The following is a 26,124-nucleotide window of genomic DNA, read 5'->3' as shown; positions in this document are numbered from 1 at the left end:
CGATTCCTTCTACGTTCTTATTCTCCCTTAAACCGGTATCCTGCTCCCCAAACTGTTTCGATATATTGAGGATTTGAAGGGTCTGTTTCGACTTTTTCTCTGATTTTCCTTATGTGTACTGTAACTGTTGATATATCACCAAGGGAATCATACCCCCATAATCGTTCAAATAATTGATCCTTGCTAAAAACTTGATTCGGATGGAGGGCAAAAAAAGTAAGGAGATCAAACTCTTTTGTCGTAAAGATCACCTCATGTGTATTTACAAATACCCTGCGGGAAGTTGGGTCAATTCGAAGGCCCCTAATCATGATGACATCATTCTGGGTATCCCTTCCAATCAGCCGTTCATACCTGGAAAGATGCGCTTTTACCCTCGCAACTAATTCACTTGGGCTGAAGGGCTTTACAATATAATCATCCGCACCGATTCCAAGACCGAGTATTTTATCATAATCCTCTTTTTTTGCAGTAACCATCAGGATGGGGATATCCTTTCTTGAACGGATCGATTTGCAAATTTGGAAGCCGTCTATGCCTGGAAGCATAAGATCTAACAATACCAGATCAACATCCAGGTTTATAGCCATTTCTAGACCTTCCCTTCCTGTCAAAGCAATTTCCACCTTGAATCCGTCTATCTCTAAATAATCCCGTTCCAACTCCGCGATGCTTTTCTCATCTTCAATAATGAGAACTGTTTTCATCCTGCCCACCTGCTTTTTTTAAGGTAAATGAAATCATTGTGCCATGCCCTACCCTGCTTTCTGCCCAAATCGATCCTTTGTGCTCCTCTATAATTCTTTTTGCAATAGATAAACCAAGGCCGCTTCCTCCCTTTTCCGTTCCTCTAGCTAAATCAGCACGGTAGAAACGGTCAAAAATTAAAGGAAGATTTTCTGCAGATATGCCAGGTCCATTATCTTTAATACTTAACTGAATATGGGACTGTATGTCAGATAAATGAAAGGATAGCTTTTTGTTTACTTTTTCATTATATTTTAAGGAGTTATTTACAATATTGGATATAACCCTCTTAAGGTGCTCTCGGTCGCCCAATACTGAATAATCTCTATTTTTCTCGATTTCCAATGAGACTACCACATTCATATCTTCCACATCAAATTGAAGCTCTTCTACAAAATCCTGAATATAATGATCAAATTGTATGAACTCAAAATGAAATGGCAGCCTCTGTAAGTCCAGTTTTGAATATAAGAATAGTTCGTCAATCATATGGTCAAGATCAATCGCTTTATTGTAGATCGTCTGGATATAACGTTCCATCCGAGCAGGACTATTTGCCACCCCGTCACGAATACCCTCAACATATCCCTTAATCGTGGTAATAGGAGTTTTTAAATCATGCGAGATATTAGCAATCAGTTCTTTACGATTATCCTCATAAGCCGATTGCAGTTCCATTGATTCTTTAAGTCTTACTCTCATTTTATCAAAACCCAATGCAAGTTGTCCCAGCTCATCCTTTGACATTGGTTCAATTTTATCGTCTAAATTTCCATCCTTTATTTCTTTTGCAGCCTTCTGAAGCTCTCTTATCGGCCTGATAATACTTCTGGATACGTAGTATGTTAACAAGCCGTTTGTAATAATTAAAATTAGAATTAAACCAATAAATAATCCTGGAAAAAAAGAACGTACAAACTTAGCAAGGCTGCTAGCATCTGAAATAAAAAACAGAGAACCTTCTGTCCCCCTAGGGAAGAAGAAATCAAGCTTTTTTATGGAGTAGAATTGATGATCAATTCTTTCAATAGGGTCTATGTCCTGATAAACCCCAAACTGTGGCAGGTCCTTTGTATCCAGCCCCTTTAAAGAAGAGGATAGATAAGTAATTTTTTTGCCTTTGCGTATGACAAGTGAAGCTCCAGATTTTTTTAACTTTTTTTCCATACCGGTTAAGTACGGCCGATCTAAGAATAATCCCGGGTCTTTGACCGATTGGCGGCCCAAATCAAGAAACAATTCATCCTTAACCGATAGATCTCTTTGATGCTCAGGCGGCAGATAGATATTCCGAAGCTCCTTTACATCTCCCCTGAATAGCAAAGCAATCAATAAGGCTGATACCATAGCGAAGAGAATTGGAATAAAAATCATCGCAATATAGGACAGCAATAATCGTAGGCGAATTGACATTTGTTCCACCGCTTTCAAAACTCAAAATTCTTTCCTGCTGAATTTATAATAGCCCAAAGTATAAAATAGGACACTCCATGACAGCAGAAATAAGGTTCTTCCCATAACAAGGACACTTAAGCCGCTATTTATCCATCTTTGATACCAGTTGCTATCGTATGTAGGAAGCCATCGTGCCAGTCCGGGAAATAGAAAATTAACAACCATCAAGGCCAAATATAGGATAATAGAAAATGTTAAGGCCCGGCTGCTTGATCCTATCCATTGAACCAGGAATATAAATAACAGACCTAGAGCCATTAATGGAAACCATGATAGTAGAAACGATGCAACTGCCAGCATTAATCCCTGCATTGTAAAGTTTTCAAGCCAGATTGCACCTGATAAAAGAGACGTAATACAAATAATAAGAAGCAGCAGTAGTAAATAAATTCCGGTGCTGATCATTTTGGATTTAAATATGTTCATCCTTGAAATAGGGCGTACCAGCAAAAAAGCAAGTGTTTTTTGTTCTTGTTCTCCTGAAAATAATTCACTAACGGCCAAAGCGAGTAATAATGGTAAATAAAAAGAAACAGCCAGACTTAGCATCGCAAGCGGAAAGCTTTCCCCATCAAACGCCGTGAAGCTGAATTTATTCTGCAAAATCTTGATGACAGGACCAGCGATTAAAGGTAATACTCCGGAAATTACAAGCAGCGTTATAGCAGACCGTCTACGGGTTAATTTCATCCACTCATTTCTTAGATTTAACATTACCCCGTCTCCTTCCTTTTCTTAATACAATCAATATAAAAGGATTCAAATGTCTGATTTTGCTCTAAATCATTTTTTGATGATTCTCCAATAATTTTTCCTTTTGAAAGAATAGCTACTCTATCACATAATCGTTCTACTTCATCAATCAGATGTGTAGACAAAATGAATGTGACTCCTTCTTCTTTTGCCAATTTGGCAATCAGGTGCTGAAAGTCCAGTTTTCCTTCTATATCCAGTCCATTTGTTGGCTCATCCAGTATAACAAAAGAAGGTTTAGCCAGTAGTGCTGCAGCTAAATACAGCCTTTGCCGCATTCCAGTGGAAAAGGACTTAATCTTTTCATTCTTGTGCTGTTCCATTCCAACCCATTCCAATACCGTTTCGATCCTATGAGTTTCTATTTCAGGATATAGACGGGAAATGAGCAAGAGATTCTCATATGCAGTCAAATAATCAATCGCTTCTACTCCGCTGATTAAAGTACCTACAGATTTAAGAGCCTTTTCGAATTGTTCTCTTACATTATAACCCTGTATAAAAATTTGTCCGCTGTCAGGCTGGCATAAAGAAACGATACATTTCATTAATGTCGTTTTCCCCGCACCATTTGGGCCCAGCAGACCAAACACTTCTCCCTGGTTAACGGTTAAATTGATGCTTTCTATTCCTCTGCCATTTTTATATCTTTTTGTCACATTTTGTATCTCAAGGATTTTTTGCATCTTATCCCCTCCTTTAATAAACCCGGATCATAAGAATAGTAATTACGCTGGAATAAGACATACTCGGAAAAGCTGCACGTTTTTCTTCATGTGAGGAAAAAGCGGCAAAGCCAGCCGTTTTTAGGTCCATGTCTTCAGGAAATTTATGGAATATAAATTATAATTAGCGAAAAAAAGGCAGAGAGAGAACCCTCCTCTGCCTCTAATTTAAAGGAAAATAACTAATCTTCATGCCCATCATGGCGATCCTGTACTTTGACAACTTGCTTGCCTTTTAAATCTACAGTATCTGCATTTGTCTTATTCAAATTGTCCAGATTGCTTATAATATGGAGCACTACGTTATGTTCTGTACCATCGGGATCTTTTCCTGAAACATATACGTCAGCCTTTTGGCCTGTTAAGTATTGGTGTGGATTTACTTCGCCCTTGAGTACTACCCTCGATACAGAAATATTGCTTGTTAATTGAGGGATAGCCGGTTTCAAGTTCGCATATTGAAGTGGTCCAAATCCTTCATGAGCATTTTCTGATCTCTGCTGGTCAATGTTTTTCAGGAAGAAAGACATTACTGCCTGACCAACTGCAGGAATCTCATTCTTTGAAAGATCCAGTTTAAGTTCTGTATTGCCGTTAGACAATTCCTTGCTAGTCACACTATCCTGATAATTTTTGGTGAGGGCGTCAAAAATAGCCTCAATATCTTTTTGTTTTCCAGCAGAAAATTGTTCTTCTTTATGGTTGTCTTTAGAATCTTTCCATTTGTTTTCATTATCCTGCTTGACATAATACTTGTTGTCACTGCTGCTTTTCACCACAGTCTGCTTTTCATCGTTGTAAAAATTCATCTGTGACTTTTTTCCATCATTAACAACTAATACGTTGCTGCTGCCATTGTCAGCTTTCAAGTTTTCTTTACTTACAGAATCCACACTGTAAATAGTGCTGCCATTGTCTTCTAAAGAAGCCTGAACATGGGCAGTAAAGCTATTTACTTTTTGCGTCTTCTTTACGGATGTTTTAAAAAGATCATAACCCGAAGCGGACGCAGATGCAGATAAAACTCCACCTGCCATAAGCAGGCCGCTGATTCCCACGGCAGTAAGAACTTTTGAATTCATGGTACTTCCTCCTTCTTAAAATTTTTTTGGTACAGATTAACAATAGCCTTCATGTCTAAATAAACTTTAAAATAAATCTTAAATTTTTGTTAAATTTATCCGTGCAAATACTTAGTAATGCTTAACCGATTTGCTCCGTTCTGCTTGTTGTTAAATTCGCTCACGCACTCTCTTTTAGAGCCCTTAGCGCTTCTGCGTATCTTCCTTTATTGGGAACCTGAACAAAAAGAGCCCTCTTGGTATGATGCAGGGTGTCAAATCGACGCGGATTGACCCCTAATTTGATAACCAAGGAGGACTCCCTATGGAGATGAACTCTATTATTTTTAGTTCCTTTTAATTTATGTGCTTGCCATCTGAAGAGAAAATCTCTAATGGTAAGCCATGGCCTCAATTTTATTAAAACGGCACAATGCCTATTGGGTTAATGGCATTGGTTTTCGCTGCATTCCATTCGCCTTTATGCAGTTCAAAATGTAGATGCTGTCCCGTAGACTCACCCGTGCTGCCCATTACTCCGATCTGCTGTCCTTTTTTCACAGTCTGGCCGGAGCTTACTTTTCTAGATTTCATATGTGCATAGACAGTCGTGTATTTTTGACCATTAATAGAATGAGAGATAAAGACTGCATTTCCGTAGCTGCTTGAAAGGTAAGAGCGGATGACTACCCCATCTGCAGAAGCCACGATAGGGACATTGCTTCCCGGATTTGCAATGTCTACTCCCATATGCCTTGTACCCCATCGGGCACCAAAATTAGAGGAAAGAACTCCTTCAGCCGGCCTTGTAAAACTTCCACTGGAGATGGCCGGAACTCCTCCATCCCCATGGCTGCTGTCCATTTTGGCCGCCCGATCCGCCGCGGATTGCTGGGAGGCAAGAAGCTCCTCCTGCTCCTTGAGGCTCATTTTCTCCTCGTGAAGCTCTTTTTCCTTTGTTTTCAGCTGCTTCATTGTTTTCTCCAATTCGGATAGCTGCTGCTTTTGCTGCTCTTTCTTCTGTTGAAGGCTTTTCTTCTGATTCTGAAGCTGCATCACTCTATCCGCCAGTTTCTTTTCATCCTGCTCAAGCTTCTTTTCGTCCGATTCTTGTTCCTTAAGGATTTTCTGGTCCGCCTCCATGATGGTAGATACCGCTGACATTCGCTCTACGAAGTCTCCGAAGCTTTTAGAGCCAAGCAGGACTTCCAGATAATCCGCATTCCCCCCGCTCTGCTGGATGGCACGTGCCCTTTCCTTTAAGAGCGCTTTCCGCTTAGCCATTCTCTCTTTAATTTCCGTTACTTCTTTATTCAACTGATCGATGTCAAGCTTTGACTTTTGCACCTCAGCTATATTGGCATTGATTTCCCCAGTGGTTTCGGAAATCATTCCTACTAATCTTTTAATCTCATTATTTGTATAACTCTCTTTTCCCTGCAATTCCTGTATGCCAGATTGAATCCGACTCTTCTTTTCCTGCAGATCCCCGCTTGTCCCGGCCGCTTTCGCAGGCGGCACGGCAGCAATTGCCATTAGGATTGCCGCCAGGGCAATATGTATAATTTTAAACATCCCGCTTTCTTCCCCCTCTAGATGCTGTCTTTTCTCTATTTTCATGAAGCACTTCTGCTTGATATCCAGGCAACAGGCTCATTATAGCAGAGGCCTTCTTCACCAAGGTTACAGGATTATTTCAATGTAGGTAAACGCAGGGATGTTTACTGGGAGCGGGGGAAAAACATGGTTACATCCGGATCTTTTTCCTAAAGCAACATTCTATATACAGAGAAAACCCGCAAGAAACAAAAGGCGGTTCTTGCAGGTTCTTTTTGCATCCTGTCAGCATTTATAGATGAGTCTTTGTCGGCTCGGCATAACCATCTTTATACTTCTCATCTAGGTCCAGTTCAAGGTTTCCGCTTAAAATCATTTAGACCCAGCCAAAAGCCTTTGCAGCGAAAGTGGTCATAAGCGGCACTATAACAGCAATAACGGTTGGAATCAGAAAGGCCATGAAGGTCCATTTTTTACTCTTAGTTTCTTTATATATATTGATCAGTGTGGTCCCGCATGGATAATGCAGAAGTGAAAACAGCATCATATTCAGGGCTGTCAGCCAGGTCCATCCGTGCTCTGAAAGGATGTTCTTAAGCTCAGCCATACTTCCGGCTTCGGTCAGCGAACCTGTCGATAAGTATCCCATCAGCAGGATGGGCAGGACTATTTCATTTGCCGGAAGCCCGAGTATAAACGCCATGAGAATATAGCCGTCAAGGCCGAGAAGTCTTCCGAATGGATCCAGGAACTGTGCGACATGCTGCAGGACACTGGCATCGCCAATATAAATGTTTCCTGCTATCCAGGTCAGAATGGCTGCCGGTGCTGCCACTTTTACGGCACGCATCAGCACTGCCCATGACTTTGTAAGTGAGGAGCGGATGACGGTATCAAATATTTTAGGCCTTCTATAGGGAGGAAGTTCAAGCGTATAATGTGTCGGAACTCCCTTTAAGGCGGTTTTTGACAGAATCCAGGATACCAGGAAGGTAATGACAATCCCAAACATGACCAATCCAATAATCACTAGTGTTGTGATCAGGGATTTAAATCCACCTGTAAAATGGGACGCCATGAATAAGGAAGATAAAAGGATGAGAGTTCCCCACCTGCCATTGCATGGCACAAAATTATTGGTCAGGATGGCAAGCATTCTTTCCCTTGGTGACTCAATGATTCTGGTGGAAAGGACTGCGGCAGCGTTACAGCCAAATCCCATGGCCATGGTCAGTGACTGTTTGCCATGTGCCCCGGCACTTTTAAAAATGCGGTCCAGATTAAAGGCAACCCTCGGCAGATATCCGTAGTTTTCCAAAAGTGCAAACACAGGGAAGAATATGGCCATCGGAGGCAGCATGACACTGATGACCCAGGTGGTGCCCCGATAGAGCCCGGCAACCAGAATGCCGTATATCCAGTCAGGAATATGAAGATATACAAACAGATTCTCAAGCGGCCCTTCAAGCGAGCCAAAAAAATCAGCGAGCAGTGAGGAAGGAATATTCGCACCGGCAATCGTAATGTAAAAGACTGCCCCGAGCATAAGGAGCATGATGGGAAAGCCCAGTACAGGAGAAGTAAGGATCGCGTCTATGCGTTCTGTCCTCACATCCTTCTTCTCTGGATACTTGACACCTGCTGCACACAGCTTTCTGCTCCTTTCATAGAGCCTGTGTACAATTTCATCTCTCATTTCCGTGGATGACTGTTCCCTTGCCTCAGTCCATAACCCTTGAAGATTCATCATTCTCCTCCCTCCCCATCCGTTTTTCCATTTCCCTCATCAGATCCTCATCTCCGTCCAAGAGCCTTAGAGACACCCAGCGGGATGAGGGGCCATCTTTCCACAGCTCTTTTACTTTTGGCTCCAGCCTGCTGATTTTCTCTTCTATTTCTTCATCGTAGATCGTTGGAACCGGATTGCACTCTATTGCTCTGGTAATGATCCGATCGATTGTATCCAAAAGCTTGGGAAAGCCGAGTTTATTGCGTGCGGAAACTTTTATGACCGGTACTCCAAGCTGCCTTGTCAAAAGATGTTCATTAATCTTGATGCCCTGCTTTTCTGCTGCGTCTATCAAATTAATACATATGATTACATTTTTCGTCATTTCCAGTACCTGCAGAGCCAGATTAAGATTTCTCTCCATAGACGTGGCATCCAGTACCACCAGAGTTATGTCCGGCTTTTCAAATACGATATAATTTCTGGCAACTGTTTCATCTGCTGAATTCGAAAACAACGAATACGTTCCGGGCAGGTCAATCAGATCGTAATGATTCCCTTTATGCTGAAGGCTTCCTTGCGCAACGGAAACCGTTTTGCCGGCCCAGTTCCCCGTATGCTGCCTGAGTCCTGTCAGCGCATTGAATAAAGTGCTTTTGCCTGTATTCGGATTTCCAGCCAGGGCTATACGGTAAGCATTATTCATCATTGAACAGCTCCCCTTCAATTTTTGAACTTTCTTCTTTTCTTAGCGCGATCACGGCCTGGCTGACTTTAAAAGCCATCGGGTCTCCCAGGGGGCTTTTCCTGACAGCTTCAACAAGAGCCCCAGGGACAAACCCAAGATCAAGCAGCCTCCTTCTCATCACTCCATCAAGACCTAAAGAAGAAATTTTGATAACATCCCCTTTTTCTGCATCCGCCAGCGTCATTTTAGACTCACGCATATTAATTGCCCCTTTTTAATAGTTTTTCCCTTACGCAACTTTTTCTTAATTATATGCCGGCTTTTTCCAGCATGCCACTTTTTTATAACAGTCTTGTTAAAATGGGGATTTGTTTAGGAAGATGATTCAATTCCAGAGAAGATAGGCGGGAGCAATAGAAAAACGGGTCCAAATGACCCGCTTCTTCCATACTATCAAGGGCACTGCCTGTCTCTTTTAATCAGCAGTCCGGTTTGATCCGGACTGGCATCAAGGAACATTTCCTCTGCTAAATCTGCTGCAGATGGTTCAATCGCTGTCTTGATTCCATTTATCGTCAGAATATGATCATTGATTTCAGGCTCATCCAGAGCCAGTCCTGCCTGCCTGCCGCCTCAGCCATAGCCTGCAAAATATATCCGGATATTTTGTGCATGATATTTATGGAACATATCCAGCAGGACCGTTTTGGCCTCATCCGTGATAATCATGCGGTTCCCCCCTTCTTCCGTCATATAGCGTTATACCTCTCCCCTGACTTTTACCCCGGCCTCCCTCCTCTGACACTAAAAAGTTTACAGTATTTAGGGCCTGGGTATAGTTGAAGAACCATTCACGGAGTCCCCCTCTCAAAAAAAGGATGAAGGAACCGCCATTTATATAAAGCGCTTACAAATGTATATAAAGGAGAGGTTTACATGGCTGAAGCAAACACACTATCAAGCAGTGAAATGCCTCGTGAGTCAGTTAAAAGAAAAAATCCCTTTAGAAGCATTCCTTTTCCCTACTGGGTTTTCCTTTCCTTGGCAGCAGGATTTTCATTGGGCTTGTTCCTTCCAGACAATGGGGTGGTCCATGGAATTGCCAAGAGCGGCGAATATTTTCCTAAGACGATTGTAACCTTTGCTACAGCCATCATTTTCTTCCTTCTTTCAGGTGCGACCGTAAAATTAATAACCCTCCATAAAGAAAAGGCAGGGAGTCTTTTCGGGCGGATTTTCCTATTATATTTAACGCTTGGAATTACTGCTCTTGCCTGGGCCTGCTTATTCATATATGCTCTGGCAGGAGACAGCCTCCATCCCGAAGGAGCCCATGCAGCGGGAGCCCATGCATTCTTTTCAGGAATTTTCGGGACGTTTAAAACCATTATCACCCAGCAGCCCCTTTTGCAGATTCTTGCTGCATCAGTCATCATCGGCTGGATTGCAGCCGTAAAAAAACAGCTGGCAGGAATGGCAGGCTGGATTATGAAAATCAGCGATGTCATCCTGGCCATATTTAAAAATCTAATGTGGTATTATCCGATCATGATCGGCTGCCTCGCAATCAACATACCGCTGAAATTTGGTACGAACGGTGTAGCCTCCTATGGAAAAACCGTTTTGTGGGTACTGGCCATGGCCATCACCTGGACCTTATTTATGCTTCTTGTAACAAAGCTGCTGACAAAGAGAACCTGGAAGCAGATCATGTCTTACTATATCACCGTATTTTCTGCCGGATTTGGGACAGGAGGCTCTTATGATACTCTTGCTGTCAATATCATTTCCGCAGAAAGAGATTTAAAGCTTAAGCCTGAATTTGCCGAAACCTCCATCGTTTTCGGCACAGTATTAAATAAAAGCACTGCCACTATGGCCATTCTGATTGTTACAGTGACAACCTGTGAGATGATGAATATTCCCCTGTCCTTTGCCGAAATCCTGCTGCTTGTTTTCCCGCTCTGGATTTTAGGCCTGGAGTCTCCCGGGGTGCCCGGCGGAGCAGGGTTTTTCATGTCTCCGGTCATTGCCTTGATCCTTCATGTCCCAAATCCTGTCTTATTCACAACTACTTTTGTCACCATGTATTCCGGACTGATTCCCATGATCACAACAGCCGTTAATACTACGGATGATGGTTTAATCGGAGCCATGGTACAGGACAGATTTGCACCAGACAAGTAAAGGAGTTCATAAACATGAGAATACTGGGATGTATATTATTTACTGCCGGTTTTTGGATGATGGTTTCTCCTCAAGCGGCATTGGGAGTTTCCGAGCTAAAGTGGATGGCAGATTACTCTTTTCCGGGTGAAGCCCTGTTTGGAGCTCTGTTTTGCTCCCTTTCCTTATTGTTATTCAAACCATATGACTATAAAATAAAAGAAAAATAAGGAAAACGTGCTGGTACACAGCACGTTTTCCTTATTCTTCTACATCATATCCCTGATCATCAATGGTTTCTTTGATCTTGTCTAATGAAACGGACTGCGGATTATATTCAACTGCTACTTCTCCGCCCTTTAAGTCAACCAGTACTCTTTCTACTCCTGCAAGATCGCCTACACTGCCTTCAATTGCCTTGACGCAATGCTCGCAGGACATGCCCTGCACCTTTAAAGCTGCTTTTTCCATCTATGATTCCTCCTTATTTTCTCATTAATTTATCAATCGTAACAAGAACTTCTTCCAATACTTTAGTATCTCCCTCATTGATTCTTTCCAGCACACAGTTTTTCATGTGCCCTTCTAAAAGAATCTTTGCGACGGAGTTCAGTGCCGATTGGGTGGCGGCAATCTGGGTAATCACATCATCACAATAGGTATCTTTTTCAATCATCCCTTTGATTCCCCTGATCTGCCCTTCTATTCGGTTTAATCTGGCGGCCAAGTTCTTTTTCACTTTTTCAGAATGATGGCTTTTTCCTTCAATAGAATGTTCCCCGCATTCCTCGTGACTCAAGTTTGATTCCATCCAGTTCCCTCCATCCTTTCACTATACTATACCCCCGGGGTGTATGTAAAGGAAGCGGATTGAGATGACAGGGGTTATGTCCTCTTTTACTATTTCCTCTTCCTAACACCTTAAAACTATAATTTGGTGACTGCGGCTAATCTAGTTTTGTATTGAAGAATTCCTGCATATAAAGCCCTGCTATTTCATATTCAGTTATTTAGGCCTCTGCTTGATTTCACTTTAAAAAAATCTCCGCCCTTTTGTTTCTCATCATCTGTTCCCCAATCAATTCTCTTATCTAGATGCTCTAATCTTGGAATATGCTTTGAGCAATGTATATAGGCTTCATCTATGGTAATGTGTACCCAGCGCTCAGCTTTGGGGCTTTCCTGCTCGAGAAGCATTGCTGCCAGCTCACCCGGGAGGTCTAAAGAATTAAGGTCGTGATTTTCGATGATTGAAGCTTTTCCATTAACATGGAGACCCATTGAGCTGCCAAAAAAATCAATGAAAAGCAAACCTATATGCGGATTCCCCATAATGTTTCCAAGGCTTGCCATGACCCCATTACCACGGTATTCAGGATATATAATGGTGTTTTTATCGATTACCCTTACAAATCCCGCTGAACCTGACCGAAAGGAAGAATCACAGTTCCCCTTCTCATCCGCCGTCGAGATAAATACCATCTCCTGCTTTACGATGAACTTGATCATTTCTTCATTTAAATGGCCGATCATCTGGTTATCATAAAAGGATTGGGCTCTTTTTTCTGTTTTGTATTTTTTTTGAAGATATCTCTCACCTTCTGAAGCAGACATAAATGAATCTCCTTAATGAAAATTAGTTTCCTTTAAAATTATAGAGTTCCCTTTTATTCAATCTTAATAAATGTTGTGGATGGAAACCATATTATTTTGATGAAAGGCAAATCTTTTTAAGTACTTTTTGGAATCCCGCTAAAAGGCAAAAAAAAAGAGCAGACCAGGGTCTGCTCTAGTTCATTCTTATAGAGGTACGATTCCAACCGGATTAATTGCATTTGATTTTGCATAATTCCATTCGCCTCTGTGAAGCTCGAAATGAAGATGCTGTCCAGTTGATTCGCCCGTGCTGCCCATAACGCCGATCTGCTGGCCTTTTGCCACTACCTGGCCAGTTGTGGCCAATCTTTGTGACATGTGAGCATAAACTGTAGTGTATACCTGTCCGTTAATGGAGTGGGATATGAAGACAACATTTCCATAAGTGCTTGATAGGTAAGAACGGCTTACCACACCATCAGCAGCTGCTACAATTGGAACATATCCACTTCCTGCAATATCAACTCCAGGGTGGTTCTCTCCCCATCTAGCTCCGAATCCGGAGGAAATATAGCCTGCGGCCGGCCTTGTAAAGCTGCCGCTTGATACTGCCGGTGCCGACTGACGCGGCTCTGGAGTATAAGAGCTTGAGCTGTGGGTTTCAGTGCTGGCTGCTGCCTGTGACTTATGCAGCTGGGCAGGCTGCGACTTATGCGGCTGGGCAGCCTTTGCTTTGGCCGCAGCAGCAGCAGCTGCACGTTCTTTCGCTTCCGCTGCAGCACGCTGTCTTGCTTCCTCTGCTGCACGCTGTCTTGCTGCCGCCAATTCAGCCTGGCGTGTTTTTTCTAGATTGATAGCCTGCTGGACAGATTGCTGCTGAGCGGCCAATAGATCTTCCTGTTCTTTCAGATTCATTGCATGTTCATGCTCGTCATCTTCTTTTTGTTTCAGCTGCTTCATCAATTCACCAAGCTCTGCAACCTGCTGATTTTGCTTGTTCTTCATGTTCTGAAGATCCGTCAGCATCGTTTGCAGGTTCGCAAGCTTCGTTTCAACGCTCTTTTGGTTCTCTTCTAATTGTTTCTTATCAGCTTCCTGCTGACGAAGAATTTCCTGGTCCGCATCCATGATGGTTGCTACCGCGCCTACACGCTCGATGAAGTCCCCAAAGCTTTTGGAACCAAGAAGCACTTCAAGATAGTCGGCATTACCACCGCTTTCCTGCATCGCACGGGCACGCTCTTTAAGCAGTGCTTCCCTTTTTGCCATTCTATCCTGGATGACAATGATTTCCTGTTTTAGTTTTTCAATTTCTGCTTTTGTTTCATCAATTTCTTTTGTTTTATCATTAATTTGGGAAGTAGTTTTTGTGATCAGGTCAGAAAGATTTTTGATTTTTTCAGCAACCGTCTGCTGTTTTCCTTGAAGGTCTTTAATTTTAGTATAGCTATCATTAATTCCTGAGTTGATTGTACTTCTCTTCTGCTGGATCTGCTGTTTTTGAATTTCCATATCATTAAGTGATGCAGCCTGTACCGGTGGAACTGAACTTAAAAGTCCTAGTCCTGCAACTAAAGAAATATTTAGGATAAGATTCTTCTTTTTCAACATATTCCCCTCTAACTCTGTTTTATTTTATATATGTAAGCCGCATTTTAAGACGACAAAATGGATGATTTACCAAGTTTTTTTGACAACAGGCTCATTATAGCAGAGAATTTATCCAGCAAAGTTACAAAAATATTTCAATATGGTTAAAATATGTCGCAATATGTTTACTTTTCCATCTACATGGAATGAAAGCGATTTATTTATTGCAGCTCTTTTTACCCATTCCTGCTGATTACTTAAATACACATATTAAACGCCGAGGAGGAAATAAAAGTGTTTATCTCGCTATTATTGTTTGTTCTTGCTGGTCTTGCGGAGATAGGAGGCGGCTATCTTGTGTGGATCTGGCTTCGTGACGGCAAACCTTTCTGGCTGGGGGCAGCAGGTTTTATCACGCTTTGCATATATGGCGTCATTCCTGTATTTCAGGCCTTCCCTTCATTTGGAAGAGTGTATGCTGCCTATGGAGGAATTTTCATTGTGCTTTCGATTCTGTGGGGCTGGCTGGTTGATAAGGCAAAACCCGATTTCTATGACCTTCTGGGAGCTGTTATATGTGTAATAGGAGCATCCCTCATTCTGTGGGCTCCCCGGCATTGATCAATTGTATCCTGCATTCAAGGAATCTTATGAGTCGTTGGATGTAAAAAAGGACCTGAAATTGACAGGCCCTCTTTTTCCTAAACGATTATTTGTATTCCTTAAGCCCCATCTCCCAGAAGCCTATTGTCATTAGCCTTTTTCAGTTCTTTTTCATTTGACACATAGCTATAACCTAATTTCCGTTCTGTAAAAGAAATTACAAAATATTATTCTTCTAAAAAGAAAAAACAGACAGCAGGAAAACCTGGTATCATCTTAGTGTTCCTGCTGTCTGTTTGTACCTTTTTAGCGTTCAGCAAGGCTGCCTTTATGGACAGCAAGTTTTTCCACGAGCCTTTGGCTCTCGGAATCCAATCCAATAAGATGCACGGTGGTCCCGTTTTGATGGTACTTCATGACCACCCGATCTATTGCACCAACCGCTGAATCATCCCAAATGTGGGCACGGGTTAGATCAATCTCAATGTCCTTAATGTCTTCTTTATAATCAAAACTGTTCATAAAGTCAGTCACAGAAGCAAAGAAAAGCTGGCCCTGTACTTGATATATCCTTCTCTGCGCTTTTTCATCCAGATGGCTTACCACCTTCACCTTGGATATTTTCGCAGCAAAGAAAATCGCACTAAGGATAATGCCAATCATTACACCAATGGATAAGTTATTCGTTTTGACGACAGTTAGAACCGTCACTATCATTACGATGGTATCTGTGACAGGGATTTTCTTAAAAGTTTTGAAGACCGACCAATCAAAGGTCCCGATGGATACCATGAACATAACCCCGACAAGAGCCGCCATAGGAATTTGAACCAAAAGATCCTTCAAGACAACAATGAGTGTTAAAAGGAACGCACCCGCCACAAGAGTTGACAGCCTTCCTCGGCCTCCTGATTTCACATTGATCACGGATTGCCCAATCATTGCACATCCTGCCATCGCACCGAAGAAGCCTGAAACGATATTGGCAATCCCCTGACCGCGGGCTTCAACGTTTTTATTACTTCCTGTGTCCGTCATATCATCGATAATGGAGGCAGTTAAAAATGTCTCAACCAATCCTACGGCTGCAATGGATAAGGAGTATGGAAAAATAATCTTCAATGTCTCCAAATTAAATGGTACATCCGGAATTGAAAGGACAGGGAGTCTAGATGTTAATTCCCCTATGTCGCCAATAGTACGGACATCGCTGCCTGAAAAGATTGAGATTGCTGTTATCCCAATAATGGCTGCTAACGGAGAAGGAAATGCTTTGGTAAAGCGCGGCAGAATATAAATAATGGCAAGCGCGCCTGCTACCATGGCATACATCACCCAGGTTGCACCTGTGAATTGAGGAAGCTGGGCCATAAAAATCAGAATGGCAAGAGCATTAACAAATCCAGTCATGACTGATCTCGGAACAAACTTCATCAATCTGCCGGCCTTCAATGCTCCCAGAATGATTTGGATCACTCCTGTCAAAATCGTAGCCGCAACCAGATAAGGCAGACCATGTTCTTTGACCAATGAAGTCATAAGCAGCGCTGTTGCCCCCGTTGCCGCAGAAATCATACCTGGCCTTCCGCCGGTAAACGCAATGGTCACTGCAATGCAAAATGACGCATAGAGGCCGATCATCGGGTCGACTCCGGCGATAACGGAAAACGCAATGCTTTCAGGAATCAAGGCGAGGGCTACGACAATACCTGACAGAATATCACCCTTTATATTTCCAAACCAAGAATATTTAATTGTATTTACCTTCAAACAAGGCACCTCTTCCTTAATATTCTTTTTTTAACTTTCAACTCTCATGAAAGCCGGGGCCGTTTCAAACAGAGACAAGTATACCTCAATTTAAATAATTTGGGAAACTCCTATGTAAACGGAAACATCCTTTTAATTCTTTCTATTTCTTCTCCATTCGTGTCTTTCCGCCTATTTATTTAAAAGACCGCCGTCATGTCTGTTTTTTCTAACCAAACAATAAGGTATATAATAGATAGAACCAAATTTTAGTTATCCAGAGGTGTTATTTGTGGTTTATTTTCTAGTAGGGATTGGAGGTATAGCCGGGGCTCTTCTGCGATACATGGCTGGTGTTTTTTTCTTCCGCCATTCTCTTTTTCCTTTTTCCACTCTCATCATCAATCTCCTTGGAAGTTTTCTGCTTGCCTATCTGACAACAGGATTATTCAAGAGACTCTCAATTTCCCAGGAATTAAAAACAGCGATTGGCACTGGCTTTGTCGGCTCGTTTACTACCTTTTCTACTTTAAGTGTTGAAACAGTAAATTTATTCAGGAACGGACATTGGCTCCTTGCTCTTGTATATATTGCTGCCAGTATCTTTCTCGGGGTTTTGGCAAGCCGGCTTGGACATAAAACAGTAGAGGGGGCACCGTCATGACAGTCGCGGGGATTTTGATGGTCGCAGCCGGGGGATTTTTCGGTGCAATTGCAAGGTATTCTCTCAGCAAATCACTCAATGCAAGGGGAACTGCACTCCCGCTTGGAACGCTTCTTGTAAACCTGCTGGGGGCACTCCTGCTCGGATTCATTACAGGAATTCACGCTCCCAGGTATGCCGCCCTCCTTTTTGGTACAGGATTCATGGGAGCTTTCACCACCTTTTCGACATTAAAGTTAGAAATGATTGGACTGCATTTAAAGAAGTTCAAAAAAGAATTCATTCTTTATACCTCCATAACTTATGGAGGCGGGATTCTCCTCGCCTATCTTGGGTACCTTGCAGGAGACCTGATCAGATAAGCTTATCTGAACGGAAAGAAAGTCTTAAACGTTCAAAAAGCCTGCTGATCCTGCTGTTCTGCAGCAGGGAGTAAGCAGGCTTTTTCTATGTTTATTTTAAGAACCATGAGTTGAGACTGGGATCAGACTGGTTTTATTTGCTGCCAGGTGCCGGCTGGTCAACCCCCTTTACCCGATGCCTGTGGCCGTCATTCAATGTTGTATAAAAATCATAGTAATGGACATGCATGCCATTCCCAACCGGAATGGCAGGGCCTGAATAGGCTTGGTAATGATGGGTGTGGCCATCCTCAAAAACCACATAGCCCTCAGTATAGTGGATGTGGCTGCCATCCGGAGTCTGGACGGGTGGATGAGTGACATCCAGACACTGATGCACATGTCCGTCCGCAAGTCCGGTATAGTCTACAGACCCATGTGTATGGTTCGGAACAAAGCCCTGAACAAAATCATCTTTACCTGCCATCTTTCCACACACTCCTCAAACCAAAATATAAGTCCTATCCTTCACCTATTTAAGGACTTAAGAATTAAATATGCCGAGCAATTGCAGTTCATGAAAACTTCCAATAGAAAAAAGCCGCCTTAAGGCAGCTTCGATGTTTTTCTTCTTATAATGATCATACAGATTGTTATTATAGTAAAAGCAAGAAGAGCAAGAAAAGGAATGGTCATAAAACCAAGCCAATTGATATACTGTCCGGAACAGGGAACTCCGCTTGAACAGACCTGGAATTCCTTCATGAACGGAATCTTTTGGACAGTATAATGATAGACAGAGACAATCATCCCAAGCGAGGAAAGCGGGAGTACATATCTATATACGTTCGTATCTCTCTGATAGACGGCCATCCCAAGGATGAATACCAGCGGATACATCAGTATTCTCTGGTACCAGCAAAGGGTGCATGGGATATACTTCATGACTTCGCTGAAAAAAAGGCTGCCCAGCATGGCAATAACGGCTGCCAGCCAGGCTAATGTCAGAGATCGATTCATCCTATTTACTCTCCTTTGCCGCCTTGTTCACCATATCCACCAAATCCTGGTAGGTGTCTCCTTTGAACTGCTTCCCATTGACAAAGAATGTGGGAGTGCCGGTTACTTTTAGATCCTCCACATATGATTTATCCTTGTCTAAAGCTTCCTTGTATTTCCTTTTGTTAAAGGCTGCTTCTACCTTACCTGCTTCCTTGTCAGAGACTGCTTCTTTCAATGTTTCTGTAAGAAATTCTGTTTTATAAAGATCCATTCGTTCATATTTAGGATCTTCCGGCTGTTTATTGTACAGTTTGTCATGGAATTTCCAGAAAGCATCATTTCCTAATTCATGATAAACCGTTTCACCAAATTCAGCTGAACGATCAGAATCCGTATAGATAATCGGATCATTCATGAAATATAGTTTTGCTTTTCCTGTCTGGATTAAATCCTTATCAATGCCCGGAAAAACATTCACTGTGAAATTCTTGCATACAGGACACTTATAATCTCCAAACTCTACAATATTGACAGGTGCATCCTTTTTACCCAGATAAGGCTGATCCTTATAATCAAATACCGCCTCTTTTTTAGGCAGATTGCTTAATATCACAATCAAAATAATTCCCACTACAATTAAACCCGCCACCCAATAAAAAAAGGCTCTGGATTGCTTTGGTTCGTTTTTCTTTTTGGCCATTCTTCCACCTCATTAGTATTCAATGTTAGAATCTGCTATTTCAGCAATCTCCTATAGAGCCTGCTCTCTACAAATTGTAGAGGCATTTGGCTCTGGAATCAAGTCTGATAGTTTCATAGTAAACTGAGTATTCATTCGGTAAAAGCCTTTTGAAGAATTGAGATTACTAAATCCCTGGATTATAATATGTAGAAGAACAAAGAGAGAAGGGCACTAGATGAGAGAGAACGATCAAAAAAAAATAAACCAGGATATCGATGAGGAAACCTTATTGCTGGTATCTCAAACCTTCAAGGCTCTTTCCGATCCGACCCGCATCCGCATCCTGCTTCTGCTGTTTCAAGGAGAGCATTCTGTGAACCAGATTGCAGAAAGTCTGGAACTGCTTCAAAGCACCGTTTCCCACCAGCTCCGCTTTCTTAAAAATCTCCGGCTCGTCAAATCCAGAAGAGAAGGAACTCACTTGTTTTATTCCCATGATGATGACCATGTCATCGGCGTACTTAAACAGACCATTGAGCATGCCAGGCATAATTGAAATAGTTGGATGGGAGTTTTAAGCCCCCATCCTTTTTATGAATCCTTTGGCCTGTGTACCTGCTCAGATTTTATCCTCTGCAGACATGAAACAATCGAATGTTCCTTTTTCAATCTGAATGGTTGGATGTTCGATACCAAATTGATCATGAAGTTCTTTGGTGACTTTCTGGATGAGACTGTCATTGTCCTCAATCTCTGTCCTGATTAAGTGCACAGTAAGAGCAGCTTCCGTAGTGCTCATCGGCCAGACATGGAGGTCATGTGCATTAACGACAGCCGGAAGGCCTTCAAAATATCTTTGTAATTTATCCATATCAATTCCCTCAGGAACTGCATCAAGGGATAAATTAATGGAGTCACGCAGCAATCCCCATGTGCCGATCAGAATAACCAGGGCGATGAGCAGGCTGACAGTTGGATCCAGCCATTCCCATCCGGTATAAACCATAACGATTCCCGCGACAACTACCCCAAGAGATACCAGAGTATCTGCTGCCATATGCAGGAAAGCCCCGCGGATATTCAAATCATGCTTCCTTCCAGACATAAAAAGAACTGCTGTCACCCCGTTAATCAAAATACCTATAAGGGCCACAATAATGAGGGTCTTCCCTCCTGTCGGCGAAGGGACAAAAAACCGCTGGACCGCTTCCCATGCAATGGCTCCAATGGCAACCAGCAAAAATATAGCATTAAAGAGCGCAGCCAGAATAGAGCTTTTCTTTAAGCCGTATGTCCTATTCTTAGTGGGTGCCTTTTTCCCCAGCCATACCGCAATCCAGGCAATGACCAGCCCAAGTACATCACTTAGATTATGTCCTGCATCCGCCAGCAGGGCCAGTGAATCTCCGATCACCCCATATATGGCTTCGACAATAATGAACAGCGTATTTAAAATGATGCCAAATCCAAATGCGCGGCCATAATTTACTGGTGCATGACTATGACCGTGGCTGTGTCCATGTGAATGTCCCATTTTCTCCCCTCCTATATGAATATATGATCATATATACATTGTATTTGAAGCAAGATAAAAAAACCATCGTTTTTCTATTTTTTTTGACATGTATTATCCATTCCCTAAATTCATAGACTTAATGAAGATCTCGAGCAGATTTTGGGCACAATTTGCAGAATTTCAGGCTTTGGGTGCAGCACGGACCATGTTATGGAAAGCTAAGCCACATGGGGGTATTGGGACGAAAATTAAGGGCGCCATGGTTGTGAGGGATAGTACGCAGTTTAGCGATTTCATCCGCTTTTTCAGGGAAATTTCTTTGGGCTGAAGTCTGACAAAAATAAACAAGATGAGCTGCGAAAGCAAAGGGGGCATTCCTTCTGGAAAACCCCTTTCATTTTATTTATCTTTTAATCGGAGCAGCCGCAGACCATTCAGGGTCACTATGAGTGTTGCACCCATATCCGCGAATATGGCAATCCACAACGTTAACCACCCTGGTATGACCAGGAGAAGAGCCAATAGCTTGATGCCAATAGAAAAAGTAATGTTTTGCTTGATGATCCTAAGAGCTTTTCTGCTGAGTTTTATGGTAAATGGAAGCTTGCTTAAGTCATCTCCCATAAGGGCAACATCTGCGGTCTCTAAGGCCGTGTCCGTCCCGGCGCCTCCCATGGCAATACCCACTGTTGAAGCAGCGAGTGCCGGGGCATCATTGACACCGTCCCCTACCATGGCAGCACGGCCGTACTCCTTCCGTAAAACTTTGATTAACTCAAGTTTATCCTGCGGCATTAGTTCTGCTTTGATATCGGAAACCCCCACTTTGCCGCCGATTGCTTCAGCGGTGCTGCGGTTATCGCCAGTCAGCATAATGGTCTTTTTAATTCCTAGTGAATGGAGCTTTGAGATGGCTGATCGGCTGCTTTCTCTGACTTCATCTGCCACAGCGATAAGAGCCAATACTTCTGAAGAATTCCCGCTGACCATCACTGTATTCCCCTTAGACTGTAATTCTTCAATATAGCCTTGAATGGAAGGAGACATACTGATTCCTAAGTCTTCTAAGAAATAATTGGGACTGCCGATATAAAGCAGCTCACCATCTATACGCCCTTTAATTCCTCTGCCGGTAACCGAGGTGAATTCTTCCACTGATATGTCTGCATAGGAAAGGTTTTCTTCTTCGGCTTTTCTCATTACTGAGGCGGCGAGCGGATGCTGAGAACGATGCTCTAAAGCCGCAATCCTGGCGAATAACTCGTCTCTATCTATGCTGGAATCCGCCATCATAAACTCTGTGACAACGGGAATACCTCTTGTTAAGGTTCCTGTTTTATCAAAGGCGATGGCCTTTAATGATCCCATCTCTTCAAGATAAATACCGCCTTTAATCAGTACACCTTTTTTCGCTGCATTTCCGATTGCTGTGACAATGGAAACAGGCGTGGAAATGACCAGGGCACATGGACATCCCACCACAAGAACAGACAAGCCCTGATAGACCCACGTGTTCCATGATCCATCAAACAAAAGTGGCGGAATGATGGCAACAAGTAAAGCTGTAAACATGATTACAGGAGTATAATACATGGCGAATTTTTCAATAAAAGCTTGTGAAGGGGCTCTTTCACCCTGGGCTTCTTCTACTAGATGAATGATTTTTGAGATTGTCGTATCCTCAACCTTTTTAGTTACCTTTACTTCCAATAATCCTTCTTCATTAAGGGTGCCTGCAAATACCTCATCGTTTATGTTTTTTTCTACCGGCACTGACTCACCTGTGATGGCTGCCTGATTTACGGAGGATATTCCGCTTATAACCATCCCATCCAATGCAATCTTTTGCCCCGGCTTAACGACCATGATATCTCCCACAGCGATATCATCCACTTCAATCAAAACTTCTGTTCCGTTCCGGCGGACAAGGGCTTCTTTAGGAGCAATATTCATGAGTGAACGGATGGACTGACGAGCTTTCTCCATGGAGAATGATTCAAGGACCTCGCTTATGGCAAAGAGAATGACTACCACTGCCCCCTCGCTCCATTCTCCTATAAGAGCCGCTCCAATGATTGCGATGCTCATCAGCGTCTTCATATCAAAATCCAGGTGAATAAGATTTTTTACACCTGCACGAAACAGAGAATATCCGCCGATCAGGATTGCCAAGGCAAACATTAAAATGGCCTGCGCGCTGTCTTCTCCATACGTATAGTATGACAGGTATCCCATTAAGACAAAGAATAAGGATATGACCACATTTCCATGTTTCTTTAAAAAAGGAATCTTTTCCTGTGGGATCACTTCCTTTTCAGGGACCACTTTTATATTTTCAAAAGCCCCGACTTTCTCGATTTCTTGAATGGTTGTATCTCCATAAACAGTAAGCTTTAACGCACCGAAATTAACCTTTGCATCCTCAACACCATCCAGGTGCTGCAAGTTCTTCTCGAACTTATTGGCACAGCCTGCTCAAGAAATACCAGAAAGGCGGTATACCTTTTTACTCGCTTCAGACACGGCTTTTCACCTCCATAGAGTGAGTAAAGGCAAGCTGGACTAACTGGATTACATGATCATCATCCAGTGAATAATAAACCAATTTGCCCCTTTTCTGATATTTGGCTAGACCGAGGTTATGAAGAAGTCTCAGATGGTGGGAAGCTGTTGCTGTAGAAGCTCCTACAATATTTGCCACATCACAGACACACAGTTCGTCTTCCAGGGTTAATGCATAAGCAATCTTTAGTCTTGTTTCGTCAGCAAGAGCTTTAAAGATAGAAGTCACTTCTTTTGTATTCTGCTCTTTTAACTTTGCTTGAACCCGGCTGACTGTATCCTCATGGTAACAGTTCACCTCACATACATCATTCTCCATTAGATTTCACCTCGGTTTTATTCAAATAATCGTTTGACTATTAGTATATGAAACGATAATAAAACGGTCAAATGATTGTTTGAATAATCAGAAATAAATAAAGAAAAAAAGAGCCCGCTCTAGGCTCTTTTTGATGTTAACAGCAATTCCCTGTATTCCCCAGCAGTACAAGTCCTGAGTTGTCTCCAGCTAAATCAAGAATCAGTGTTTCTGTGTTAAGCTGAATCCTTGGGTCGATTGCCACAAGTATTCCATTGATTGTTTCCTTAATATCATCCTGATCTGGCTCATCCAGAGCCAACCCAACTCTTGGCTGTCCTCAGCCATAGCCTGCAAAATATACACGAATATTCCTGGCATTGTGTTTTTCGAACATCTGCTGCAATATGTCGCGAGCCTGATCTGTAATATTCAATTTCATCTTCCTCTCCATTTAATGGATTATGTCTTATTAGTTCCTACCCTATGGGGATGATTATTTACCGGTTTCAGAAAAGGTTTTAATGCGGTCCCCAATTTCATCGCGTACACGTTGGAAGAAAGCCCATTTTTCTTCTTCGGAGCCCTGAGCTTTAGCCGGATCATCAAAGCCCCAGTGATCCCGCTTTACATGAGGAGGAGTCATTGGGCACTTATCAGCGGCATCTCCGCACAGCGTAACAACAAAGTCTGCATGATTCAAGATTTCTAAATCAATAATATCTGATGTCTGTCCTGAGATGTCGATTCCGGCTTCATTCATTGCCTTGACAGCGTTTGGGTTTAATCCATGTGCTTCAATACCAGCACTAAGGACCCGCCACTCCTCCCCAAGATATTTTTTTGCCCATCCTTCCGCCATTTGACTGCGGCAGGAATTTCCCGTACATAAGAAGTAAATGGTTTTTTGTGCCATAAGTGAATTGCTCCTTTAAAGTAAGATTGATTAATGAAGAATCAATAACCAGATATATAATCCGGCCAAAGTAATAAATAGAGTGGGAATAGTTAATATAATGCCGGTTTTAAAATACCTTCCCCATGAGATTTTAACTCCTTTTTGAGATAAAACATGCAGCCAAAGCAAGGTGGCCAGCGAGCCGATCGGTGTGATTTTAGGTCCTAAATCGGAACCAATTACGTTGGCATAGATAAGTCCTTCTTTAACAATCCCAGATGTATGTGTATGTGCAATGGCCAATGCATCGATCATAACAGTAGGCAGATTATTCATGATGGACGAAAGGATAGCAGCAATAAATCCCATTGAAATGGTGCCTATAAATAATCCCTGGCTGGCAGCTCCATGAATAACATCTGCTAAAATATTCGTTAATCCTACATTACGCAGTCCATAGACGACTACATACATCCCTATAGAAAAGAATACGATGGCCCATGGCGCCCCTTTTACAACGGTTCTGGTATTGACAGCTTTGCTTTGTTTGGCCATCAGTAAGAAAAAGACCGCTATAATACCGGCTATAAAGGAAACGGGAACGTCCACCCATTCACTGATGAAGTATCCAGCCAGGAGAAGGGCCAGGACGAGCCAGGACAATCGGAACATCCCTCTATCTTTTATGGCATCAAGAGGATCTTTCAATTCAACTGTATCGTAATGCCTCGGTATGCTTTTTCGGAAGTACAGGTAAAGTACAAGAATACTTGCGATTAATGAGAATAGATTAGGAACGATCATCCGTGAAGCATATTCTGCAAACCCAACTCCAAAGAAATCCGCAGATACAATGTTGACCAGGTTACTTACTACAAGCGGTAATGATGTTGTATCAGCAATAAATCCGCTGGCCATGATAAACGGAAAAATAAATGTATCTTCCAGCTTTAAGTTTCGAACCATGGCTAAAACAATAGGAGTTAAAATCAGAGCTGCACCGTCGTTCGCAAAAAACGCTGACACAAGTCCTCCTAAGATGCTGACGTAGATAAACATCTTAATGCCATTCCCTTTGGCTGCCCTTGCCATATGAAGAGCGGCCCACTCAAAGAAGCCGATCTCGTCCAAAACTAATGAAATAATAATAATGGCTATAAACGTAAGTGTTGCATTCCAAACGATATGAGTTACGCTGACAACATCATGGAAGTCAACGACTCCAGCCACAAGAGCAAGTATAGCCCCGCCGCAGGCAGTCCATCCGATCCCCAGCCCCTTTGGCTGCCAAATGACAAGCGTCAAAGTGATCAGGAAGATCACACACGCTAAAATTACAGAAACCACTATATGTATCCTCCTATTTAGTCACAGCAGATCCGTTTTGCTTGTGCTGCTAATTCATCTAATTTGTATGTCTGATTCGGAATCCGTTCAATGATGGAACGAACAAACCCAAACTGTGGATGGTCAGAATTCAAGGAATAGAAAATCCATTGCCCTCTTCTCGTTTCCCTTACTAACCCTGCATCCTTTAATTTTCTTAGATGCTGGCTGACGGCAGGCTGGGTCATCTGAAAGAGCTCCACAAATTCACAAACACAGCATTCCTGTTCGGAAACGACTTTCATGATGCCTAGACGGGTTTTATCGCCCAACAGCTTTAATAGGTTCGCGGCCGTTTCAATATCAGCAGAAGCTGTTTGCATATAGTTCACCTCCATATAAGCAGATCATATTTT

The 26,124-nt window shown here is 42.5% G+C and carries 31 protein-coding genes; 6 read left to right on the top strand and 25 right to left on the bottom strand.

What is annotated here, in order from left to right; all coding sequences use genetic code 11:
* Window positions 1-17: 17 nt before the first annotated feature.
* The 10 genes from H539_RS0104890 to H539_RS0104850 form a co-directional block, all read right to left on the bottom strand.
* Window positions 18-707, bottom strand: coding sequence for a response regulator transcription factor (locus H539_RS0104890; RefSeq protein ID WP_026692607.1), 690 nt, complete (start codon window positions 705-707; stop codon window positions 18-20).
* On the bottom strand, window positions 685-2,160 hold the full coding sequence (locus tag H539_RS27745) for a sensor histidine kinase (protein ID WP_035321941.1): 1,476 nt from the start codon (window positions 2,158-2,160) through the stop codon (window positions 685-687). Before H539_RS27745 ends, H539_RS0104890 begins: the two co-directional genes overlap by 23 nt.
* Window positions 2,161-2,181: 21 nt before the next feature.
* Window positions 2,182-2,916, bottom strand: coding sequence for an ABC transporter permease (locus tag H539_RS0104880; protein ID WP_026692606.1), 735 nt, complete (start codon window positions 2,914-2,916; stop codon window positions 2,182-2,184).
* Window positions 2,916-3,641 (bottom strand): ABC transporter ATP-binding protein, encoded by a 726-nt coding sequence (locus H539_RS0104875; RefSeq protein WP_026692605.1) that lies wholly within the window; start codon window positions 3,639-3,641, stop codon window positions 2,916-2,918. The genes H539_RS0104880 and H539_RS0104875 overlap by 1 nt, the downstream gene beginning before the upstream one ends.
* A gap of 221 nt (window positions 3,642-3,862) precedes the next feature.
* Window positions 3,863-4,762, bottom strand: coding sequence for a hypothetical protein (locus H539_RS0104870; RefSeq protein WP_026692604.1), 900 nt, complete (start codon window positions 4,760-4,762; stop codon window positions 3,863-3,865).
* A gap of 160 nt (window positions 4,763-4,922) precedes the next feature.
* On the bottom strand, window positions 4,923-5,054 hold the full coding sequence (locus H539_RS33040; RefSeq protein ID WP_281171384.1) for a hypothetical protein: 132 nt from the start codon (window positions 5,052-5,054) through the stop codon (window positions 4,923-4,925).
* Window positions 5,055-5,161: 107 nt separating this feature from the next.
* Window positions 5,162-6,361, bottom strand: coding sequence for a murein hydrolase activator EnvC family protein (locus tag H539_RS0104865; protein ID WP_051348438.1), 1,200 nt, complete (start codon window positions 6,359-6,361; stop codon window positions 5,162-5,164).
* Between the two features lie 313 nt (window positions 6,362-6,674).
* Window positions 6,675-8,048 carry a nucleoside recognition domain-containing protein gene (locus H539_RS0104860; protein WP_155889944.1) on the bottom strand — a complete coding sequence of 458 codons (1,374 nt, stop codon included), beginning with the start codon at window positions 8,046-8,048 and terminating at the stop codon, window positions 6,675-6,677.
* Entirely contained in the window at window positions 8,020-8,736 is a 717-nt protein-coding gene (locus H539_RS27740; RefSeq protein WP_035321940.1) for a FeoB small GTPase domain-containing protein, read from the bottom strand. The genes H539_RS0104860 and H539_RS27740 overlap by 29 nt, the downstream gene beginning before the upstream one ends.
* Window positions 8,726-8,974 (bottom strand): FeoA family protein, encoded by a 249-nt coding sequence (locus tag H539_RS0104850; protein ID WP_026692601.1) that lies wholly within the window; start codon window positions 8,972-8,974, stop codon window positions 8,726-8,728. Before H539_RS0104850 ends, H539_RS27740 begins: the two co-directional genes overlap by 11 nt.
* Window positions 8,975-9,651: 677 nt before the next feature.
* On the opposite strand from H539_RS0104850, the gene H539_RS0104840 reads away from it, so the two are divergent.
* Window positions 9,652-10,902, top strand: a complete 1,251-nt coding sequence (locus tag H539_RS0104840; RefSeq protein ID WP_026692600.1) for a cation:dicarboxylate symporter family transporter — start codon at window positions 9,652-9,654, stop codon at window positions 10,900-10,902.
* Between the two features lie 14 nt (window positions 10,903-10,916).
* Window positions 10,917-11,111, top strand: coding sequence for a hypothetical protein (locus tag H539_RS0104835; RefSeq protein ID WP_026692599.1), 195 nt, complete (start codon window positions 10,917-10,919; stop codon window positions 11,109-11,111).
* A 31-nt stretch (window positions 11,112-11,142) separates the two neighbouring features.
* Here H539_RS0104835 and copZ read toward each other — a convergent pair whose 3' ends face one another.
* From copZ to H539_RS0104815, 4 genes are all read right to left on the bottom strand, one after another.
* Window positions 11,143-11,352, bottom strand: a complete 210-nt coding sequence (gene copZ, locus H539_RS0104830) for a copper chaperone CopZ (protein ID WP_026692598.1) — start codon at window positions 11,350-11,352, stop codon at window positions 11,143-11,145.
* A 13-nt stretch (window positions 11,353-11,365) separates the two neighbouring features.
* Window positions 11,366-11,692, bottom strand: a complete 327-nt coding sequence (locus tag H539_RS0104825) for a metal-sensitive transcriptional regulator (RefSeq protein WP_051348437.1) — start codon at window positions 11,690-11,692, stop codon at window positions 11,366-11,368.
* Window positions 11,693-11,883: 191 nt separating this feature from the next.
* Window positions 11,884-12,495: a pyridoxamine 5'-phosphate oxidase family protein gene (locus H539_RS0104820; RefSeq protein ID WP_026692596.1), complete on the bottom strand. Its 612-nt coding sequence runs from the start codon at window positions 12,493-12,495 to the stop codon at window positions 11,884-11,886.
* Window positions 12,496-12,681: 186 nt separating this feature from the next.
* A complete protein-coding gene (locus tag H539_RS0104815) occupies window positions 12,682-14,088 on the bottom strand; it encodes a murein hydrolase activator EnvC family protein (protein WP_026692595.1) in 1,407 nt (468 codons plus the stop codon).
* Between the two features lie 273 nt (window positions 14,089-14,361).
* Between H539_RS0104815 and H539_RS0104810 the strand changes: the two genes are divergently transcribed.
* Window positions 14,362-14,688 (top strand): YnfA family protein, encoded by a 327-nt coding sequence (locus H539_RS0104810; RefSeq protein ID WP_026692594.1) that lies wholly within the window; start codon window positions 14,362-14,364, stop codon window positions 14,686-14,688.
* Between the two features lie 288 nt (window positions 14,689-14,976).
* Here H539_RS0104810 and H539_RS0104805 read toward each other — a convergent pair whose 3' ends face one another.
* Window positions 14,977-16,440, bottom strand: coding sequence for a SulP family inorganic anion transporter (locus H539_RS0104805; protein WP_026692593.1), 1,464 nt, complete (start codon window positions 16,438-16,440; stop codon window positions 14,977-14,979).
* A 271-nt stretch (window positions 16,441-16,711) separates the two neighbouring features.
* Here H539_RS0104805 and H539_RS0104800 point away from each other — a divergent pair, with 271 nt between their 5' ends.
* Together H539_RS0104800 and H539_RS0104795 are read left to right on the top strand one after the other, a co-directional pair.
* Window positions 16,712-17,083 carry a fluoride efflux transporter FluC gene (locus H539_RS0104800; RefSeq protein ID WP_026692592.1) on the top strand — a complete coding sequence of 124 codons (372 nt, stop codon included), beginning with the start codon at window positions 16,712-16,714 and terminating at the stop codon, window positions 17,081-17,083.
* Window positions 17,080-17,445 carry a CrcB family protein gene (locus H539_RS0104795; protein ID WP_026692591.1) on the top strand — a complete coding sequence of 122 codons (366 nt, stop codon included), beginning with the start codon at window positions 17,080-17,082 and terminating at the stop codon, window positions 17,443-17,445. The genes H539_RS0104800 and H539_RS0104795 overlap by 4 nt, the downstream gene beginning before the upstream one ends.
* A gap of 133 nt (window positions 17,446-17,578) precedes the next feature.
* Here H539_RS0104795 and H539_RS0104790 read toward each other — a convergent pair whose 3' ends face one another.
* The 3 genes from H539_RS0104790 to H539_RS0104780 all read right to left on the bottom strand — a co-directional run bounded on the left by H539_RS0104790 (window position 17,579) and on the right by H539_RS0104780 (window position 19,126).
* A complete protein-coding gene (locus H539_RS0104790) occupies window positions 17,579-17,911 on the bottom strand; it encodes a YmaF family protein (RefSeq protein WP_026692590.1) in 333 nt (110 codons plus the stop codon).
* A 119-nt stretch (window positions 17,912-18,030) separates the two neighbouring features.
* On the bottom strand, window positions 18,031-18,444 hold the full coding sequence (locus H539_RS0104785) for a disulfide oxidoreductase (RefSeq protein WP_026692589.1): 414 nt from the start codon (window positions 18,442-18,444) through the stop codon (window positions 18,031-18,033).
* A gap of 1 nt (window position 18,445) precedes the next feature.
* The gene (locus tag H539_RS0104780) at window positions 18,446-19,126 is read right to left on the bottom strand and encodes a DsbA family protein (RefSeq protein WP_026692588.1); all 681 of its coding nucleotides are present in this window, start codon (window positions 19,124-19,126) and stop codon (window positions 18,446-18,448) included.
* A gap of 217 nt (window positions 19,127-19,343) precedes the next feature.
* Here H539_RS0104780 and H539_RS0104775 point away from each other — a divergent pair, with 217 nt between their 5' ends.
* Window positions 19,344-19,664: an ArsR/SmtB family transcription factor gene (locus H539_RS0104775; RefSeq protein WP_026692587.1), complete on the top strand. Its 321-nt coding sequence runs from the start codon at window positions 19,344-19,346 to the stop codon at window positions 19,662-19,664.
* A 63-nt stretch (window positions 19,665-19,727) separates the two neighbouring features.
* Here H539_RS0104775 and H539_RS0104770 read toward each other — a convergent pair whose 3' ends face one another.
* The 7 genes from H539_RS0104770 to H539_RS0104730 all read right to left on the bottom strand — a co-directional run bounded on the left by H539_RS0104770 (window position 19,728) and on the right by H539_RS0104730 (window position 26,091).
* Entirely contained in the window at window positions 19,728-20,642 is a 915-nt protein-coding gene (locus H539_RS0104770) for a cation diffusion facilitator family transporter (RefSeq protein WP_026692586.1), read from the bottom strand.
* Between the two features lie 381 nt (window positions 20,643-21,023).
* Window positions 21,024-23,147, bottom strand: a complete 2,124-nt coding sequence (locus tag H539_RS27735; protein ID WP_081415782.1) for a heavy metal translocating P-type ATPase — start codon at window positions 23,145-23,147, stop codon at window positions 21,024-21,026.
* Window positions 23,140-23,505, bottom strand: a complete 366-nt coding sequence (locus tag H539_RS0104755) for an ArsR/SmtB family transcription factor (protein WP_026692584.1) — start codon at window positions 23,503-23,505, stop codon at window positions 23,140-23,142. The genes H539_RS27735 and H539_RS0104755 overlap by 8 nt, the downstream gene beginning before the upstream one ends.
* Window positions 23,506-23,641: 136 nt before the next feature.
* Complete coding sequence (locus tag H539_RS31335) at window positions 23,642-23,806, bottom strand: hypothetical protein (RefSeq protein WP_155889943.1); 165 nt, start codon at window positions 23,804-23,806, stop codon at window positions 23,642-23,644.
* Between the two features lie 174 nt (window positions 23,807-23,980).
* Window positions 23,981-24,400 carry an arsenate reductase (thioredoxin) gene (gene arsC / locus H539_RS0104740; RefSeq protein ID WP_026692583.1) on the bottom strand — a complete coding sequence of 140 codons (420 nt, stop codon included), beginning with the start codon at window positions 24,398-24,400 and terminating at the stop codon, window positions 23,981-23,983.
* A gap of 30 nt (window positions 24,401-24,430) precedes the next feature.
* Complete coding sequence (locus tag H539_RS0104735) at window positions 24,431-25,729, bottom strand: arsenic transporter (RefSeq protein WP_026692582.1); 1,299 nt, start codon at window positions 25,727-25,729, stop codon at window positions 24,431-24,433.
* A gap of 17 nt (window positions 25,730-25,746) precedes the next feature.
* On the bottom strand, window positions 25,747-26,091 hold the full coding sequence (locus H539_RS0104730; RefSeq protein WP_026692581.1) for an ArsR/SmtB family transcription factor: 345 nt from the start codon (window positions 26,089-26,091) through the stop codon (window positions 25,747-25,749).
* Between the last annotated feature and the right edge of the window lie 33 nt (window positions 26,092-26,124).

The sequence above is a fragment of the Peribacillus kribbensis DSM 17871 genome, from assembly GCF_000430765.1.
Lineage (GTDB): Bacteria > Bacillota > Bacilli > Bacillales > DSM-1321 > Paraperibacillus > Paraperibacillus kribbensis.
This window is presented reverse-complemented; position numbering and strand designations above follow the sequence as displayed.